Origin of the sequence: Phenylobacterium zucineum HLK1 (assembly GCF_000017265.1) — a bacterium.
Classification (GTDB): domain Bacteria; phylum Pseudomonadota; class Alphaproteobacteria; order Caulobacterales; family Caulobacteraceae; genus Phenylobacterium; species Phenylobacterium zucineum.
Genome location: NC_011144.1, coordinates 2,887,561 through 2,904,302, shown reverse-complemented (window position 1 = coordinate 2,904,302; position 16,742 = coordinate 2,887,561). Strand labels below are relative to the sequence as shown.

Sequence of the window (16,742 nt, the reverse complement as noted above, 5' to 3'; positions counted from 1 at the left end):
ACGCCGGGCGGGCCCTTGGGCCGGCCCGCTACGCTCGGGAGCAGCCATGAGCTACGAGACTCTGCGCTACGAGGAGCGCGGCCGTGTCGCGGTGATCACCTACGATCGCCAGGAGCGCCGCAACGCGTGGAACCCGCCGATGTACCGGGAGGCCGTCGCCGCCATCGAGCGGGCCAACGCCTCGGCGGACGTGGGCGCGATCGTGATCACCCACGACGGACCGGTGTTCTGCGCTGGCACCGACTTCAAGGCCGAGCCCGAGCCGCCGGATCCGCAGACCGGCCGCCGGCCCAACGTGGCGACGCTGTCCATGGCGCAGGACGCGAGCTGGCTGCATCTCCTGGCCCGGTCCAAGCCGACGATCGGGGCGATCCGCGGCGCCGCGATCGGCCTGGGCGTGACCCAGATCCTGCCCTTCGACATCCGCATCGGAGGGGCGTCCTCGACCTACTCGTTCCCGTTCCTGTCGCTGGGGCTGATGCCCGAGCTGGGCTGCACGGCGCTGCTTCCGCGGCTGGTCGGCTACGGCCACGCCGTGGACATCTGCCTCTCCTCGGCCAAGCTCAGCGCGCAGGAGGCCCTCGACATCGGCCTGATCACCCGAGTGGCGGGGGACGACGACGTCGTGGCGGAGGCCGTCGCTCTGGGCGAGAAGCTCGCCGCGGCACCGGCCCTGCAGATGCAGCTCACCCGCGAGCTGCTGCGGGAGAACTCCGGCGAGCATGACGCTAACGTCGTCCTCGCGCGAGAGACCGAGGCCTTCGTGACCATGTTCCGCGCGGCCAAGGAAGCCAAGAAGAAGGCCGCCGCGGAAGGCGCCTGACGGCGTGGATCGGTCGGCGCCGCCCGTGGCCCGGCAGGGAGGATAGGCAGGATGCCCGCGCCGTTGTCGAACGTACGTGTGCTGGAGCTCGGTCGCGTCTTCGCCGCGCCCTGGGCGGGCCAGCTGCTGGCCGACCTCGGCGCCGAGGTGATCAAGGTCGAGGCGCTGGACGGCGATCCGATGCGGCAGATGGGGCTTGGCGTGGTCCGCGACGCGGAAGGCCGCGAGACCTCCGACCGCTCGGTGTTCGTCGCCGTGAACCGCAACAAGAAGTCGATCGCCGTCGACCTGGCCGCAGAGGGCGGCGCCGAGCTCGTCCGCCGGCTGGCGGCCAGCTGCGACGTGTTCATCGAGAACTACAAGGTCGGGGACCTGGCGCGCCGCGGACTCGACTACGAGGCCATCCGCGCCGTCCGGCCGGACGTCATCTACCTGTCCGTCACGGGGTACGGGCAGACCGGCCCCTATCGGGAGCGGCCGGGCATGGACAACATCGTCCAGGGGCTGACCGGCTACATGAGCATGACGGGCCGACCGGGGGATCCGCCGCAGGCCAGCCCCGTCTCGATCATGGACTTCTCCGCCGGCATGCACGGGGCCCTGGCGGTGGTGGCGGCGCTCTACGCCCGCTCCAGCGCCAACGCCGGCGGCCAGCACATCGACCTCGCGCTGCTCGACTCCGGGCTGGCTCTCGTCGGCTACAAGATGGTGGCGACCCTGCTGTCGGGCGAAGAGCCGCCGCGCGGCGTACGGACCCGCGGCTACATCCCGGGCGGGGCCTTCGAGACCGCAGACGGCTGGTTTCAGATGACCATAGGCGCGGACTCCGACTGGGCCCGTTTCTGCCGCGCGACCGAGCGGCCGGATCTGGCGGCCGACCCGCGCTTCGCCGACCGGTGGCTCCGAACGGATAACCAGGAAGCCCTGCTGGCCGACGTGGAGGCGATGTTCCGCACGCGCCCGCGGGCGCACTGGCTGAAGGTGCTGAACGAGGCGGGCCTGATGGCCGGCGCGGTGCTGACGCTCACCGAAGCGGCTGAGGACCCCCAGGTGCGCGCGCGCGACTCGGTCCTGTCGATCCGCCACGCGCTGGGCGGCGAACTGCCGGTCGTGCGCAATCCCATCAGGATGACGGGCACGCCGCTGTGCGAGCCCCAGTCGCCGCCGCTGCTCGGGCAGGACGCGGACGAGGTGCTGGGCGAGCTGCTCGGGCTGGGACCGTCGGAAGTCGAGGCGCTCCGCGGCAAGGGCGTCCTCGGGGCGGCGCCGGCCCGTGGGGCCGGCGAGACCGGCTGAAGGCATGCGCCCTCGGGCGTCCGTGGCCAGCGATATTGGAGAGTCCCAGCCGCATGCAGGTGCTGAAAGACAAGGTGTCGAGGACGCCGCGCCGAGCTTCCAGCCGCTCGAGCGGTCGCCGGAAGCGCTCTTGTTGGGGGCCGATCTGAGCATGCCTCTCGACTACCAGCGCCTGATGACGATGGAGCCGATCGAGACCGTCCAGGATCTCCGGCCGCGGGACTGCATCCTCTATGCGCTCGGCGTCGGCGTGGGCGCCGAACGGCCAACCGACCCGGGTGAACTGCAGTACGTCTACGAGAACGGGCTGAAGACGCTGCCGACCATGGCCGTCGTCCTCGCCTACCCCGGCTTCTGGGCCAAGGATCCCCAGTACGGCCTGACCTGGGAGCGGCTGCTCCACGGAGAGCAGTCCGTCGAGATCCACGCCCCTTTGCCGGTGGAGGGCCGGCTGCGCGGCGTCACCACCATCGACGAGATCTACGACAAGGGCCGCGACAAGGGCGCGGTCCTCTATTCGAGCCGCCGGGTCTACCGGGACCTGACCGGCGAGCTCCTGGCCACCGTGCGCCAGTCCAGCTTCCTGCGGGCGGACGGCGGGTTCGGAGGGCGCGCCGACGGGGCGCCGCGGCCGCACCCGACGCCGGAGCGGGCGCCGGACATGACCCTCACCGCCGCCACGCGGCCGGATCAGGCGCTGATCTATCGGCTCTCGGGCGACGACAACCCCCTGCACGTGGATCCTAAGGTAGCCGCGGCGGGCGGCTTCGACCGTCCGATCCTGCATGGTCTCGGCGCCTTCGGGATCGTGGGCCGCGCCCTCGTGCGCAGCCTTTGCGACGACGACCCGGCCCGGCTGCGCAGGCTGGATGTACGCTTCTCCAGCCCGGCCTATCCTGGGGACCGGTTCGAGATCGACGTCTGGCGGGCGCCGGAGGGGTGCGCCGCCTTCCAGGTGCGCGCCGCCGGCCGCGACGTGGTGGTGCAGCGGAACGGATACGCGGAGTTCGGAGCATAGACATGGTCGGGATCATCGCAGCGGGCGCCTATGTCCCGCGCCTTCGACTTCAGAAGCAGGCGATCGCCGCCGCGCACGCCTGGTTCGCGCCCGGCCTCAAGGGCTTGGCCAAGGGCGAGCGCGCGATGGCCAACTGGGACGAGGACGCCATCACCATGGCCGTGGAAGCAGCGCGCGACGCCCTGGCCGGACTGGATCGCGGCCGGGTCGGCCGCGTGGTTCTGGCCTCCACGAGCCATCCGAACGCCGACCGTCAGAACGCCGGGATCGTCAAGGAGGCCCTGAACCTCGCCGACGAGGTCGCGGCGATGGACGTCGGGGGCAGCCAGCGGGCCGCCACCTCGGCGCTGCTGGACGCGCTCTACGCCGCGCGGGGCGGGGCGGGCGAAGCGCTGTGTGTCGCGTCCGAGAAGCGTCGGGCGCAACCCGCCTCGGAGCTGGAGCTGACGACCGGGGACGCCGCCGTGGCGCTGCTGGTGGGCGAGGACGCCGTGGCCGCGGAATTCCTGGGCGGCCACAGCGTCTCCATCGACTTCGTCGATCACTTCCGCGGCGCGGACAAGGCGTTCGACTACAACTGGGAAGCCCGCTGGGTCCGCGACGAAGGCTACGCCAAGATCGCGCCCAGGGCCGTGAAGGGCGCGTTGGCCAAGGCCGGGGTGACGGCGGGCGAGGTCGACCACTTCATCATGGGCGCGCCGATGAAGGGCGTGAACGACACGGTGGCCAAGGCCTCGGGCATCGTCCCGGAGAACGTGGTCGATCCGCTGACCGGCGAGCTGGGCGAGGTCGGCACGGCCCAGCCGCTGATCCTACTCGCCCATGCGCTCGAGACCGCCAGGGCCGGCGAGATACTGGTGGTGGCCGGCTTCGGCCAGGGCTGCGACGTGCTGGTGTTCCGGGCGACCGGCCAGCCGGCGGTCCGCGGCCTGGGCGTCTCGGGCTGGCTGGCGCGGAAGAAGCCTGAAGCCAACTACGTGAAGTACCTCACGCTGAACGGGCACCTGAACGTGGAGCGTGGCATGCGCGCCGAGTTCGACCAGAAGACCGCCCTGACAGCCCTGAACCGCAGCCGCAAGGCGGTCATGGCGCTGGTGGGGGGCCGCTGCACCAAGACCGGGACCATCCAATTCCCGAAGAGCCCGATCAGCGTGGCGCAGAACGACCGGGCCCAGAACACGCAGGAGGACTATCCCTTCGCCGACCGGCGGGCGCGGATCGTCACCCACACGGCCGACAGCCTGACCTATTCGCCCGATCCGCCGTGCTGGTACGGCGCCATCGAGTTCGAGGAGGGCGGCCGGATGACGGTCGAGTTCGCCGACGTCGATCCCGACGACGTGGAGGTCGGCGCGTCGATGCGCATGATGTTCCGGATCAAGGCCGTCGACGATCGGCGGGGCTTCACGAAGTACTTCTGGAAAGCGGTCCCGGACTACCTGGCGGGCAACCCCGCGCAGCTGGCGGCGGAATAGGAGCGAAGGTCATGGCGAGCGGCATCAAGGACCGGGTTGCGATCCTGGGTATGGGCTGCGCCCGCTTCGGTGAGCGCTGGAACGACGACGCCGAGACCCTGATGGTGGAGGCCTTCGACGAGGCCATCGCCGATGCGGGCATCGACGTTTCCCAGATCGACGCGGCGTGGCTGTCCGTGGGCTTCGACGCCCAGAACATCGGCCCCAGCGGCATCCCGCTGGCGATGGCGCTGAGGTTGCCGAACATCGGGGTGACCAAGGTCGAGAACTACTGCGCCTCGGGCACCGACGGCTTCCGTGGCGCGGTCTACGCCGTGGCCTCGGGGGCCTGCGACATCGCGCTGGCTGTTGGCGTCGAGAAGCTGAAGGACACCGGATACGGCGGCCTGCCCGTGCGCACCCGGGGCACGACCTACGACATGGTCAATGTGACGGGCTCTGCGCCGGGCTTCTTCGCCCAGCTGGCCGGCGCCTACCGGGCCAAGCACGGCGTCGGCTACGACGACCTGAAGCGGGCCATGGCCCACGTCTCGGTGAAGAGCCACGCGAACGGCGCCAGGAACCCCAAGGCGCACCTGCGCAAGCCGATCACCGAGGAGCAGGCGCTCAACGCGCCGATGATCGCCGCGCCGCTGGGCCTCTTCGACTGCTGCGGCGTGTCGGACGGCGCGGCCTGCGCCATCGTGACGACGCCCGAGATCGCCCGGGCGCTCGGCAAGACCGACCTCGTGACCGTCAAGGCGCTGCAGATTTCCACCTCCAACGGCTGGGAGCTGCAGGGCGGCGGCTGGGACGGCAGCTACTTCCACACCACGCGGATCGCGGCCCAGAAGGCCTATGCCGAAGCCGGCGTCACCGACCCGCGCAAGCAGCTGTCCCTGACGGAGGTGCACGACTGCTTCTCGGTCACCGAGCTGGTGACGATGGAGGACCTGGGGCTCTCCGCGGAGGGCGAGGCCTGGAAGGACGTGCTGGACGGGGTGTTCGACGCCGACGGCCAGATTCCCTGCCAGATCGACGGCGGCCTGAAGTGCTTCGGCCACCCCATCGGCGCCTCGGGTCTTCGGATGATCTACGAGAACTATCTGCAGCTGCTTGGCCGCGCCGGCGAACGCCAGCGCAAGGACCCGCCCTCGCTGGCGCTTTCCCACAACCTCGGCGGCATGCCGAGCCAGAACGTCAGCGCGGTGGCCATCGTGGGCCTGGAAGGCGCCTGATGGACGCGGACACCCTGGGACAGTTCCGCGAGACGGTTTGGCGCTACGTCCGCGAGAAGCTCGTTCCGCTGGAGGCCGAGGTCGCCGAGCGTGACGAGGTTCCCGAGCGCGTGCTCGCCGACTTCCGGGAGATGGGCCTCTACGGGCTGACGATCCCGGAGGAATACGGCGGCCTCGGCCTCTCGGTCGCGGAAGAGGTCGAGGTCGTCGCCGAACTCGCCTGGGCGTCGGCAGCGTTCCGCTCCGCGGTGAGCATGAACCTCGGGGTGGGCTCGCAAGGCATCGTTATGGACGGGACCGAAGCGCAGAAGCGCGAATGGCTGCCGAGGCTGGCCGCCGGCGCCGTCGCGAGCTTCGCGCTGACCGAGCCGGGCTCGGGCTCCGACAGCGCCGGCCTCGTGACCCGGGCGGTGCGCGACGGCGACCACTATGTCCTCAACGGCTCCAAGCGCTACATCACCAACGCGCCCACGGCGGACCTCATCACGGTCATGGCCCGGACCCATTCGGACCGTCTGCCGAAGAACGCGCACGTCACGGCCTTCCTGGTCCCCGCCGACACCCCCGGCGTGACGATCGGTCCGAAGGACCGGAAGATGGGGCAGGCGGGCGCGTGGTCGGCGGACGTCTATCTCCAGGACGTGCGCGTGCCCGCCGCCAACGTCCTGGGCGGCGTCGAGGGGCGGGGCTTCGCCACCGCCATGAAGGTGCTCGACCGCGGCCGGCTCAATGTGACGGCCGCGTGCGTCGGTCAGGCCCGGCGCATCCTCCACGAAGCGCTCGCCTATGCACGTGAACGTCAGCAGTTCGGCCAGGCGATCGCCGGCTTCCAGCTCGTCCAGGCCATGCTCGCGGACAGCCAGGCCGAACTCTACGCGGCGGAGAGCATGCTGCGCGACGCCGCCCGCCGATACGACGCGGGGCAGCGGATCTCGCTCGAGGCCTCGTGCTGCAAGATGTTCGCCGCCGAGATGGTCGGGCGCATCGCCGACCGGGCTGTGCAGATCCACGGCGGCGCCGGATACATGCGCGACACGCCCGTCGAGCGGTTCTACCGCGACGTTCGCCTGTTCCGGATCTACGAGGGCACCACCCAGATCCAGCAGCTGGTCATCGCGCGCGAGATGCTGCGGCGGGCCGCATGAGCCTGCGCGACGTCATGGTCCATCCGGGTCCGAGGAGGGGAGTGCGATGAGCCGAGGGACCGACACGCTCGACTCGATCGTGCGCGGCGAGGCGAGGCCCCAGCCGGTGCACGAGACGCTCCGCCTCGGGGGCGTCGACGCCTGGGGAGAGAACTGGGTCCGCAAGGTCTGGCGTCCGACGCCGGAGGTCCTGTTCGCGGACGGCCGGATGTTCGGCGGCTATATCGCCGCCCTGGCCGACCAGATGCTCGCCTACAGCGCCTACACGGTGATCCCGGAGGGCCGCGCCTTCACCACCGTGAACCTGCAGGTGCAGATGCTGGGGCAGGCTCGCGGCCAGCCCCTGGTGATCGAGGCGCGCGTGGCGCACGCCAACCGTAGCATCATCTCGACCGAATGCGAGCTTCGACGCCTGGACGACAACGGCCTGGTGGCGAAGGCCGTGGCGCAACAGCTCGTCATCCCGCTGCAGCGCCTGGGCACGCTGGGCGCCGGCGGGCAGGCCGAGGCGACCACAAGCGGCGCCTGAGCGGCCGCTCGGGCGTCCTGGGCGGGTCAGCCGGCCGGGCGCGGTCAGATCACGACGTGCTCCTCGCCGAGCCAGATCGGCGAGCGGGCGAGATCGATGAACCGGCGCTCGTCCTCGAGCAGGAGCGCGGCGGCCTCGCGCGCTTCCGGGCGCCGCCCGTTCTCGAGGATCGACTCGATGCTGTCGAACCAGAGTTCGGCGACGCCGTCGTACGGTCCCGGGGAGCCCCGGCTGGCGGCCATGCCCATGCCGACCTCATCGGCGAGACTGTGGACCTGCACATATCGGCGAATGCGGAGCGTTTCGGCGACGCTGCGCACCAGGGGCGCGTGGGTGTTTCGCCAATAGTCCTGGAACGCCTCGCGGCTGAGTTCAGGACGGCGGTGGAGGCAGAAGGTGAGCTTGATCATGGGTCCTCTGGATGGGGGCGGGCCCGCGGGCTTGTTGTTCGCTAGGGTCAGCCGCCCCGCGGAGCTCCTGCGCGAGGCGGCAGAGCTGGCCGACCAGGGGGTTGCCGCGCTTGCCCTCGACGGTCAGGACCGCCAGCTGCAGGCGCAGCGGCGTCCCCTCGAGCGGCAGGAAAACCATGTCGCCGAAGGTCTGGCGGGGCTCCTCGTTCGTCGTCCATCGCAGGCAAGACCAGCGACGCGCGCGGGCGAGGTTCTCGATCGTGGCCCGGTTCGCCTCGGGCGCGGGGAACAGCTGCGCCCCGTGGCGGGAGAGGGCGTCCCAGGTGGCGCGGAGCGCGACGGGATCCGAGCGGCCCGGGGATGTGACCACGACGCATCCCGCCAGGTCGCTCAGGCGGGCCGAGGCGCCGGAGGCTATGGGGTGCTCCTGCGGCGCGAGCACGCCCGCGAGCCTCTGGCAGATCAGGGCGGCCGGCCGGATCCTGGGGTGATCGGCCGCCGATGTATCGAAGGCGATGACCGCGTCCAGCTCGGCTTGCGCCAGCCTCCGCAGCAGGTCGTCCGCGGGGCCGTTGACGATCTGCAGGTCCACCTGGGGCTCTGCCGAGAGGAAGCTCTCGATCAGCGCGGAGCGCTCCGGATAGGCGTTGACGAAATCGACGGCGCCGAGGCGTAGGACGCCGTGAGCCGACCGCAGGTCGCGCGCCCACCGCTGCGCCGCCTCGTTCGCCTGGGCGAGCGCCTGGGCGTAGGGCAGGAAGGCGCGGCCTTCGGCGGTGAGTTCAGTGTGCCGCGACGTGCGCGCGAGCAGGCGCAGCTGCAGGCGGTCCTCGAGACGGCGGATCTGTTCCGACACCCAGGGCTGCGCCACGCCGAGCCGTTCGGCGGCGCGGGTGAACGACAGCTCCTCGGCCACGACCGCGAAGGTGACGGCGAGTCTCGGATCGAACCCCAAACGCGCCTCCAGTCAGCCTGTGTAGCGCCCCCACGTCATCCATATCGCATCCATCGGATTTGGAAATAGTTCTATTATATAAATATATTTGATCATCAGCCGGCGCCGGGCCATCCTTCGCTCGTCGAGAAGAAAAAGGGCTCAAGGCCCCACGACGTAGGGAGGGTCAGATGCACATCGTAAAATCCGGCGGCGCGCGCGCGCGCCTGGCGCTGCTCATTGGCACGGCGGTCGGTCTGGCCGCGCCGTCGCTCGCATACGGACAGGACGCCGCCTCGGCGCAGGTCGCCGCGGTCGAGGAGGTGATCGTCACGGCTCAGCGGCGCGAGGAGCGTCTCCAGGACGTTCCGGCCGCCGTGAGCGCCTACACGGGGAACCAACTGGAGCGGCTGGGCATCGAGGGCTCGAAGGAGCTCTCGCAGGTCACCCCGGGACTGAACTTCACCCAGTCGGTGTTTTCGCCGCAGCCGACCATCCGCGGCATCGGCGTCCGCGGCGTGGGCGCTGGGGATGAATCGGTGGTGCCCGTCTACATCGACGGCGTCTACGTCTCGTTCATCGCCGCCTCGGACCTGCAGTTCAACAACATCGAGCGGATCGAGGTGCTGAAGGGGCCGCAAGGGGCGCTCCTCGGCCGCAACGCCACGGGCGGGGCGATCAACGTCATCACCAAGACGCCTCGGGAGGGCTTCGAGGGCCGCGCGTCGGTCAGCTACGGCAGCTTCGACGAGATCATCGGCAAGGCCTATGTTTCGGGCGGCACCGATACGATCGCCGGCGACCTCGCGTTCTACGGGGTCAAGGACGACGGCTATATCGACGACCCGCTGCGGAACGACACCTACGGCGCGGTGGAGAACTACTCGGTACGCAGCAAGCTCGTGGTGCGGCCGACCGACGTCGTCGAGCTGCGCCTCTCGGCGGGTTACACCAACAACGTCGAGTCGACCGGCGAGGCCTACCGGCTTCCCAACGGCAACACCGTGGGAGCCCGGGTTCCCGGTAACACGGTGACCACGCGCGCCTTCGACTCCACGCTCTCCTACCACCCCTACAACAAGCTGCGGAGCGCCACCGCGTCGGTGACAGGTATCTTCCGGCTTGAGCCGTTCACGATCACATCGGTCACCGGCTTTGCGGACAACAAGCTGCGCATCAAGGCCGACTCCGACGGCACGCCGCTGGAGATCGCCACGCTCACCTACGTCCAGGTGTCGGACAACATCTATCAGGAGGTGTACGCCACCTCGAACAACGACGGCCCCTTCAGCTGGATCGCCGGCGCCGTCTACTTCCGCGACACCTCGGGAATGAGCCCCCAGTCCACCACCTACAGCCGGCCGGTCTCGCTGGCCGGCGTGGTAGGCAACCAGGCGATCAGCGTGACCCGGCCGCGGATCGATACCGACGCCTTCGCTCTCTACATGCAGGGATCGCTGAAGCTCGGTGAGGCCTGGACGGTCACGCTCGGCGGCCGCTACAGCCACGAGACCAAGAAGTACCGGAGCCGGGTCGGCGCGACGACGATCACCACCCTGAGCGGCGAGAAGACCTTCGAGGACTTCAGCCCGACGGCGGTGATCCAGTACCAGCCAGATCCGCGGCTCAACCTCTATGCGAAGGCCGGCCGCGCCTTCAAGAGCGGCGTCTTCAACGCCAGCGCCTCGAACCCGGCGGCGGCCGTGCCGGTCGATCCCGAGAAGGTCACTCAGTACGAGGTCGGCGTGAAATCCGATCCCACCCGCTGGCTGCGCCTGAACGCGGCGGCCTACTACACCGACTACAACGGGCTGCAGTCGAACGTCCGCGATCCGGTCACCCTGTCGTCCGCGCTGCAGAACGCCGGCGGCGCCGACATCTACGGCCTGGAGGGCGAGGCCTTCGTCCGGGCCAGCGACAACTTGAACGTCCGCCTCGGACTGTCGTGGATCAAGGGCGAGTACAAGGACTTCCCGTCCTCGCTCGTCTACCTGCCGCAGACGGCGGTCAATCCGCCGGCGTCGACGCCCTGCGTGCTCGGCTCTGGCGCGCTGGCCGGCGGCAACCGGTCCGCGTTCTGCAACGTGTCCGGTAACGACATCATCCGCACGCCGTTCCTGACCGCCAACGTGGGTTTCGACTACACCCTCGACACCGAGGCCGGCGAAATCGTCTTCACCGGCAACGCCTACTACAAGGGCAAGTCCTACTGGGACACGCTGAACTACTTCAAGGAAGACGCCATCTGGCTGGTGAATGGGGACATCACCTGGAACCTGCCGGGCGACCGGATTTCGCTCTCGGTCTGGGGTGAGAACCTCCTCGACGAAACCTACAGCCTCACCCGCGTGATCTCGCCTTCGGGCGAAACCCAGGTGCTGGCCAAACCCCGCACAACCGGGGTGAAGGTGTCCTACGCCTGGTAGACTGATCCTCCCCCCTGGGCGCGGCGGTTCCGGCCGTCGCGCCCGTCTTCGTTGCTGACATACGGTTCGCCCGATCATGCCCAACCGCCTGGACGCGCCCGCCTACCGTCCCCTGCCGATCCGCAAGCCCAACGTAACCTGCCAGGCGCGCCCGGACGGCAGCTATATCCTCGAGCAGAACTACGAGATGCCCGAGCCCTGGCGCTCCATCCCGCACCTCTTCCAGGCCCGGGCCCAGGCGTTTCCGGACCGTCCCATGGTCGCCAAGCGCGAGCCGCTCGCCGGCGGCGGGTGGGGCGAGTGGCGCAAGATCACGTTCGGCGAGGCGCTGACGCAATCCCGCGCGCTCGCCCAGGCGCTCCTCGACCTCGGGGCCGGGCAGGATGCGGGCGTCATGGTCCTGTCGGGCCCTTCCATCGAACACGCCGTGATCTCCCTGGCCGCCCAGATGGCCCGCGCGCCGTTCGCGCCCGTCTCGTCCGGCTATTCGCTCGTCGCCGGGGACTTCTCCCGTCTGCAGCACGTGTTCGCCACCTGCCGGCCGAAGATCGTCTTCGCCGACGACGGGCCGGCGTTCTCGCGCGCGCTGAAGGCCCTGCCGCTCGACGGCGTGAAGGTGATCACCGTCACGCCGAGCGACGTCCCGAGCCTCAGCTACGCCGAGCTGATCGCGACGCCGCCGACTGCGGCCGTGGATGCCTCGATCGCCGCAATCACGCCCGACACCTTCGCCAAGACCATCTTCACGTCGGGGTCCACTGGGCGGCCGAAGGGGGTGATCCAGACCCAGCGCATGCTGACGGCGATCATCGCCCAGCACGATGCGCTCTACATCCGCGACGAAGAGGACGAGGCGCCGGGCGCCTACCTGTCGTGGCTGCCCTGGAGCCACGTCGGCGGGACAAACGTCCTGTTCGGCGACGTGATCAACGACGGCGCCTGTCTCTACATCGACGAGGGTCGCCCGGTCGCCGGGCAGTTCGACGAGACGCTCCGGAACCTGCGGGAGATCCAGCCCCGCGAGTACGGGTCCACGCCGATCTTCTTCTCGCATCTGGTGGCGGCGATGGAGGCGGATGCCGCCCTGCGCGACCACTTCTTCGGTCGCCTGCGGTATCTCAACTACTCGACGGCGGGCCTGTCGCAGGACCTGTTCGAGCGCCTACAGGCGCTGTCCATCGCCGCGACCGGCCAACGCATCCCGATCAGCACCAAGTATGGCTCGACGGAGACCCAGGGGGTCACCATCGTTTCCGAGCCGCTCGACTACACCGGTCCCATCGGACTTCCGTTCCCGGGCATCACGGTCAAGCTTGCGCCTGTCGGCGATAAGCTCGAGATCCGGGCGAAGGGCGACACCGTGACGCCGGGCTACTTGGGCGACCCGGAGGCCACCGCCAAGGCGTTCGACGAGGAGGGCTTCTACCGCACCGGCGACGCCGCCCGCTTCGTCGATCCCGAGAATCCCAGCCGCGGCCTGATCTTCGACGGCCGGGTGACCGAGAACTTCAAGCTGGCCACCGGCACGTGGGTGTCGGTGGGGCCGCTGCGCCTGGCGCTAATCGAGGCCCTCTCGCCGGTGCTCGAGGACGCCGTCATCGCCGGCGAGAACCGCGACGAGATCTGTGTCCTGGCCTGGGTGCGCCGCGTGGAAGCCGCGGCAGTGGCGGGGCTCGGCAGGGACGCTTCGCTCGCCGAGATCTGCCGCGCCCCCAAGCTGTCGGCGTTCATCCGCGAACGGCTGGCGCAGCACAACGAAACGGCGGGCGGCTCATCGAGACGCGTCGCGCGCCTCCTCCTGCTGGATGCGCCGGCGACCGGCGATGAGATCGCCGAGAAGGGCTACATCAACCAGCGCGCGGTCCTGCGGAACCGCGCTGCTCAGGTGGAAGCGCTCTACGCCGCCGAGCGTGGGCCGGACCTGATCATCGCACCGGAATTGACGGCCTAGCCGGCCGCAGGAGGACCCATGGCGCTCAAGACCCGTTTCACCGAGACCTTCGGGGTCGAGCACCCCATCGTGCAGGGGGGCATGCAGTGGGTCGGCCGGGCCGAGCTGGTGGCGGCGGTGGCCAACGCCGGCGGCCTGGGCTTCATCACCGCGCTGACGCAGCCGACGCCGGACGACCTGCGCCGCGAGATCGAGCGCTGCCAGAAGCTGACGGACAAGCCGTTCGGGGTGAATCTGACGATCCTGCCGGCGATCACGCCGCCGCCGTACGCCGAGTACCGGCAGGCGATCATCGACTCGGGGGTGAAGATCGTCGAGACGGCCGGCTACAAGCCGCAGGAGCACGTCGACCACTTCAAGGAGCACGGGATCAAGGTGATCCACAAGTGCACGGCGGTCCGCCACGCGCTGTCGGCCGAGCGGATGGGCGTGGACGCGATCTCCATCGACGGCTTCGAGTGCGCGGGCCATCCGGGCGAGGACGACATCCCGGGCCTGATCCTGATCCCGGCGGCGGCCGACAAGGTGAAGATCCCGATGATCGCCTCGGGCGGCTTCGGCGACGCGCGCGGCCTGGTGGCGGCCCTGGCGCTGGGCGCCGACGGGGTGAACATGGGCACGCGCTTCATGTGCACCGCCGAGAGCCCGATCCACCAGAAGGTGAAGGAGCAGATCGTCGCCAACGACGAGCGGCAGACCAACCTGATCTTCCGCACGATGCACAACACCGCACGGGTGGCGAAGAACGCGGTCTCGGACGAGGTGGTGGCCATAGAGCGGCGCGGCGGGGCCAAGTTCGAGGACGTGAAGGACCTGGTGGCCGGCGCCCGCGGCAAGGTGGTCTACGAGCAGGGCGACCCGGACTACGGCATCTGGTCGGCGGGCATGGTCCAGGGCCTGATCCACGACATCCCGACCTGCGCCGAACTGATCCACCGCATGGTCCGCGAGGCCGAGGAGATCATCGAGGCGCGCCTGGCCCGCATGGTCGGCCACAAGAGCCTGCAGCCGGCCTGAGCCGACACCACACCGTCCTGAAAACAAGAGAGCCGCCGGGTCGCTCCGGCGGCTCTTTCGCTCTCCACGACCGCCGTTGCGCAGGACGGGGATTTCGGCTTTTCATTCACTAGCGACTAAATTAATGACGCCACTGTTTCAGTCGCCCTGATCCGCACGCGCCGACGCAAAGGCGGCGTGAGCGGGGAGGGCGTCCAGGGAGGCGTCGCCGATATGTCCAACGAGGGTGTCCCGCTCGGTTCCATCCTGGCCTACCACGCACGCCGGTCGCCAGGCCGCGCGGCGTTGGTCGTGGAGGGCGCCGCGGTCGGTTTCGGCGAGCTGGACGCGCGGGCGAACCGGCGGGCGCGGATGCTGGCGGCGCATGGCGTCATGGCGGGCGACTTCGTCACCGTCGCCTTGCCGAACGGCGCCGAGTTCTACGAGACCGTCTTTTCGATCTGGAAGCTGGGGGCGATCCCGAACATCGTCTCGGCCAGGCTCGCGCGCCCGGAGATGGAGGCCATTCTCGATCTCGTCCGCCCAAGGCTGTTCGTCGGCGAGCCGCCGGGACCGGGGACGCCGGCGCTTCCCGCGAACCTGCCGGGCCTGGAGGGGTATTCGGCCGATCCGCTGCCCGCGGCCGTCTCGCCGCACTGGAAGGCGATGACGAGCGGCGGTTCGACCGGCCGCCCCAAGGTGATCGTGGACGCGACGCCGGCGCGCTGGGACCCGCGCGAGGGCTTCCTGCTGCAGCGCCCCGGCGACGTGATCCTCAATCCGGGGCCGCTCTACCACAACGCCCCGTTCCACTGCATCAGCATGGGCCTCTTCGTCGGCGCCACGATCGTCGAGATGGGCCGGTTCGACCCGCTTCGGGCCCTGGAGCTGATCGAGGCGCACGAGGTGAACTGGGTCACCATGGTGCCGACGATGATGCATCGCATCTGGCGCCTCGGCCCAGACGTGCTGTCGCGCTTCACCCTGCCCAGCCTGCGCCTGATGCTGCACATGGCCGCCCCCTGCGCCCCGTGGCTCAAGGAGGCGTGGATCGGCTGGCTGGGGAGCGAGCGGGTCTGGGAATACTACGGCACGACCGAGGGCACCGGCTCGACCATGATCTCCGGCGCGGACTGGCTGACCCATCGCGGCTCGGTGGGACGGGTTCGCGAGGGCTACGCGCTGAAGATCCTGGATGACGCCGGCCAGGAGCGGCCCGTGGGCGAGGTCGGCGAGGTCTACTTCCGGCCGGCCGGCGGTCCGGGCTCGACCTACCACTACCTCGGCAGCACGCCGAAGCGGGTCGGCGAGTGGGAGACCCAGGGCGACCTGGGGCACGTGGACGAGGAGGGCTACCTGTACCTGTCGGACCGCCGCAACGACCTGATCATCTCGGGTGGGGCGAACATCTACCCGGCGGAGGTGGAGGCCGCGCTCGAGGCGCATCCGGACGTGCGGAGCAGCGCAGTGATCGGCCTGCCGGACGAGGAGTGGGGCGCGCGCGTCCACGCGATCGTCCAGCCCGTGGAGGGCGGGAGGCCCGACGAGGCGGAGCTGCTCGCGTTCGTGGCGGGGCGGCTGGCGTCCTACAAGCGCCCCAGGACCCTGGAGTTCACGGGCGAGCCCCTGCGCGACGAGGCCGGCAAGGTGCGCCGGGCGGCGCTCCGTCAGGCGAGGCTGGGCCAGGCGAGGGTGGAGGAGGCGTGAGGTGGCGCGTGAGCGCGCCTATCCGGCCTGTTTCCTGCGCCCGTACAGCGCCTCGAACCCGCCGGCCATGAAGGTGACGAAGCGCTCGCGGACCGCCTCGAAGTCGTCGGACGCGCACAATCCGCCCGACAGGCGGTCGATGCGGCCGGTCCGCGAGAGGATCAGCGAATAGGCGCCCGAGGTGAACTGGAAACTCCAGAAGAGGTCCTCCGGCTGCGCGTCGGGCAGGGCCTTCTGCAGCAGGCCGATCAGGCGCAGCACCAGGGGATCGAAATAGGTGTCCATCTTCTCGGCGCCGTAGCCGGGCGCGTTGTTCACCTGGGCGAAGATCCGGCCGAAGTTGCGCCAGCCCTCGTCCCCGTTGATGTACACGTCGAACGCCTGGTCGTAGTAGGCCCGCAGCGCGCCCTCGACCGTCGGCCGGTCGCCGACCTCGGCCTCGTAGGCGTCCAGCCCGGCCGTCCGGGTGGTGACCGCATATTCCATGCGGCGCTCCCAGACGGCGTCGAACAGCGCCTTCTTGCCATCGAAATAGTAGTGGATCAGCGCCGGGTGGATGCCCATGCGGTCGCCCACGTCCTTGATGGTCACGCCGAAGTAGCCGAGCTGGGCGAAGAGGTCTTCGGCGGTGTCGAGGATCAGCTTGACGGTGGTCGCCCGCTGCTCGGCGCGCGTGCGGCGGCCGCCGCGCTTCGGCTGCTCGCGCGTTTGGCGACCCTCGCGTTTCGGCGCTGCCGCCATGACCTCCGGCCTTCCTGATCCGACGCGTCGGGGGAATACGCCGTCCCCCGTGATTCAGCCGAACGATGGGGCGG

14 protein-coding genes are annotated in these 16,742 nt (G+C 69.8%); 11 read left to right on the top strand and 3 right to left on the bottom strand.

Going from position 1 to position 16,742, the window contains the following annotated elements; genetic code table 11:
* Positions 1-46: 46 nt before the first annotated feature.
* From PHZ_RS13995 to PHZ_RS13965, 7 genes are all read left to right on the top strand, one after another.
* Positions 47-823 carry an enoyl-CoA hydratase/isomerase family protein gene (locus tag PHZ_RS13995; RefSeq protein WP_012523076.1) on the top strand — a complete coding sequence of 259 codons (777 nt, stop codon included), beginning with the start codon at positions 47-49 and terminating at the stop codon, positions 821-823.
* 51 nt (positions 824-874) lie between these two features.
* Positions 875-2,119, top strand: coding sequence for a CaiB/BaiF CoA transferase family protein (locus tag PHZ_RS13990; protein WP_012523075.1), 1,245 nt, complete (start codon positions 875-877; stop codon positions 2,117-2,119).
* Between the two features lie 151 nt (positions 2,120-2,270).
* Positions 2,271-3,137, top strand: coding sequence for a MaoC/PaaZ C-terminal domain-containing protein (locus tag PHZ_RS13985; protein WP_012523074.1), 867 nt, complete (start codon positions 2,271-2,273; stop codon positions 3,135-3,137).
* A gap of 2 nt (positions 3,138-3,139) precedes the next feature.
* Positions 3,140-4,612: a hydroxymethylglutaryl-CoA synthase family protein gene (locus PHZ_RS13980; protein WP_041373555.1), complete on the top strand. Its 1,473-nt coding sequence runs from the start codon at positions 3,140-3,142 to the stop codon at positions 4,610-4,612.
* 11 nt (positions 4,613-4,623) lie between these two features.
* The gene (locus PHZ_RS13975; RefSeq protein ID WP_012523072.1) at positions 4,624-5,829 is read left to right on the top strand and encodes an acetyl-CoA acetyltransferase; all 1,206 of its coding nucleotides are present in this window, start codon (positions 4,624-4,626) and stop codon (positions 5,827-5,829) included.
* Positions 5,829-6,974, top strand: a complete 1,146-nt coding sequence (locus PHZ_RS13970) for an acyl-CoA dehydrogenase family protein (protein WP_012523071.1) — start codon at positions 5,829-5,831, stop codon at positions 6,972-6,974. The genes PHZ_RS13975 and PHZ_RS13970 overlap by 1 nt, the downstream gene beginning before the upstream one ends.
* Before the next feature lie 46 nt (positions 6,975-7,020).
* On the top strand, positions 7,021-7,503 hold the full coding sequence (locus PHZ_RS13965; protein WP_012523070.1) for a PaaI family thioesterase: 483 nt from the start codon (positions 7,021-7,023) through the stop codon (positions 7,501-7,503).
* Positions 7,504-7,547: 44 nt separating this feature from the next.
* On the opposite strand, the gene PHZ_RS13960 is transcribed toward PHZ_RS13965, so the two are convergent.
* Positions 7,548-7,913: an EthD domain-containing protein gene (locus PHZ_RS13960; protein ID WP_012523069.1), complete on the bottom strand. Its 366-nt coding sequence runs from the start codon at positions 7,911-7,913 to the stop codon at positions 7,548-7,550.
* Entirely contained in the window at positions 7,876-8,868 is a 993-nt protein-coding gene (locus tag PHZ_RS23160) for a LysR family transcriptional regulator (protein WP_012523068.1), read from the bottom strand. The genes PHZ_RS13960 and PHZ_RS23160 overlap by 38 nt, the downstream gene beginning before the upstream one ends.
* 170 nt (positions 8,869-9,038) lie before the next feature.
* Between PHZ_RS23160 and PHZ_RS13950 the strand changes: the two genes are divergently transcribed.
* The 4 genes from PHZ_RS13950 to PHZ_RS13935 all read left to right on the top strand — a co-directional run bounded on the left by PHZ_RS13950 (position 9,039) and on the right by PHZ_RS13935 (position 15,927).
* Positions 9,039-11,273: a TonB-dependent receptor gene (locus PHZ_RS13950; RefSeq protein WP_012523067.1), complete on the top strand. Its 2,235-nt coding sequence runs from the start codon at positions 9,039-9,041 to the stop codon at positions 11,271-11,273.
* 76 nt (positions 11,274-11,349) lie between these two features.
* The gene (locus tag PHZ_RS13945; RefSeq protein WP_012523066.1) at positions 11,350-13,224 is read left to right on the top strand and encodes a feruloyl-CoA synthase; all 1,875 of its coding nucleotides are present in this window, start codon (positions 11,350-11,352) and stop codon (positions 13,222-13,224) included.
* Positions 13,225-13,242: 18 nt separating this feature from the next.
* Complete coding sequence (locus tag PHZ_RS13940) at positions 13,243-14,241, top strand: NAD(P)H-dependent flavin oxidoreductase (RefSeq protein WP_012523065.1); 999 nt, start codon at positions 13,243-13,245, stop codon at positions 14,239-14,241.
* Between the two features lie 213 nt (positions 14,242-14,454).
* Complete coding sequence (locus PHZ_RS13935; protein WP_012523064.1) at positions 14,455-15,927, top strand: AMP-binding protein; 1,473 nt, start codon at positions 14,455-14,457, stop codon at positions 15,925-15,927.
* 18 nt (positions 15,928-15,945) lie between these two features.
* Here the strand turns inward: PHZ_RS13935 and PHZ_RS13930 are convergent, their stop codons facing one another.
* Positions 15,946-16,668 carry a TetR/AcrR family transcriptional regulator gene (locus PHZ_RS13930; RefSeq protein ID WP_012523063.1) on the bottom strand — a complete coding sequence of 241 codons (723 nt, stop codon included), beginning with the start codon at positions 16,666-16,668 and terminating at the stop codon, positions 15,946-15,948.
* Positions 16,669-16,742 lie beyond the last annotated feature (74 nt).

What these genes read in the sequence shown, in the direction of transcription:
- PHZ_RS13970 (WP_012523071.1), top strand. Translation starts at nt 5,829, where the DNA reads ATGGACGCGGACACCCTGGGACAGTTCCGCGAGACGGTTTGGCGCTAC.
- PHZ_RS13930 (WP_012523063.1), bottom strand. Translation starts at nt 16,668, where the DNA reads ATGGCGGCAGCGCCGAAACGCGAGGGTCGCCAAACGCGCGAGCAGCCG.
- PHZ_RS13950 (WP_012523067.1), top strand. Translation starts at nt 9,039, where the DNA reads ATGCACATCGTAAAATCCGGCGGCGCGCGCGCGCGCCTGGCGCTGCTC.
- PHZ_RS13945 (WP_012523066.1), top strand. Translation starts at nt 11,350, where the DNA reads ATGCCCAACCGCCTGGACGCGCCCGCCTACCGTCCCCTGCCGATCCGC.
- PHZ_RS13975 (WP_012523072.1), top strand. Translation starts at nt 4,624, where the DNA reads ATGGCGAGCGGCATCAAGGACCGGGTTGCGATCCTGGGTATGGGCTGC.
- PHZ_RS13980 (WP_041373555.1), top strand. Translation starts at nt 3,140, where the DNA reads ATGGTCGGGATCATCGCAGCGGGCGCCTATGTCCCGCGCCTTCGACTT.
- PHZ_RS13985 (WP_012523074.1), top strand. Translation starts at nt 2,271, where the DNA reads ATGCCTCTCGACTACCAGCGCCTGATGACGATGGAGCCGATCGAGACC.
- PHZ_RS13965 (WP_012523070.1), top strand. Translation starts at nt 7,021, where the DNA reads ATGAGCCGAGGGACCGACACGCTCGACTCGATCGTGCGCGGCGAGGCG.
- PHZ_RS13940 (WP_012523065.1), top strand. Translation starts at nt 13,243, where the DNA reads ATGGCGCTCAAGACCCGTTTCACCGAGACCTTCGGGGTCGAGCACCCC.
- PHZ_RS13995 (WP_012523076.1), top strand. Translation starts at nt 47, where the DNA reads ATGAGCTACGAGACTCTGCGCTACGAGGAGCGCGGCCGTGTCGCGGTG.
- PHZ_RS13960 (WP_012523069.1), bottom strand. Translation starts at nt 7,913, where the DNA reads ATGATCAAGCTCACCTTCTGCCTCCACCGCCGTCCTGAACTCAGCCGC.
- PHZ_RS13935 (WP_012523064.1), top strand. Translation starts at nt 14,455, where the DNA reads ATGTCCAACGAGGGTGTCCCGCTCGGTTCCATCCTGGCCTACCACGCA.
- PHZ_RS13990 (WP_012523075.1), top strand. Translation starts at nt 875, where the DNA reads ATGCCCGCGCCGTTGTCGAACGTACGTGTGCTGGAGCTCGGTCGCGTC.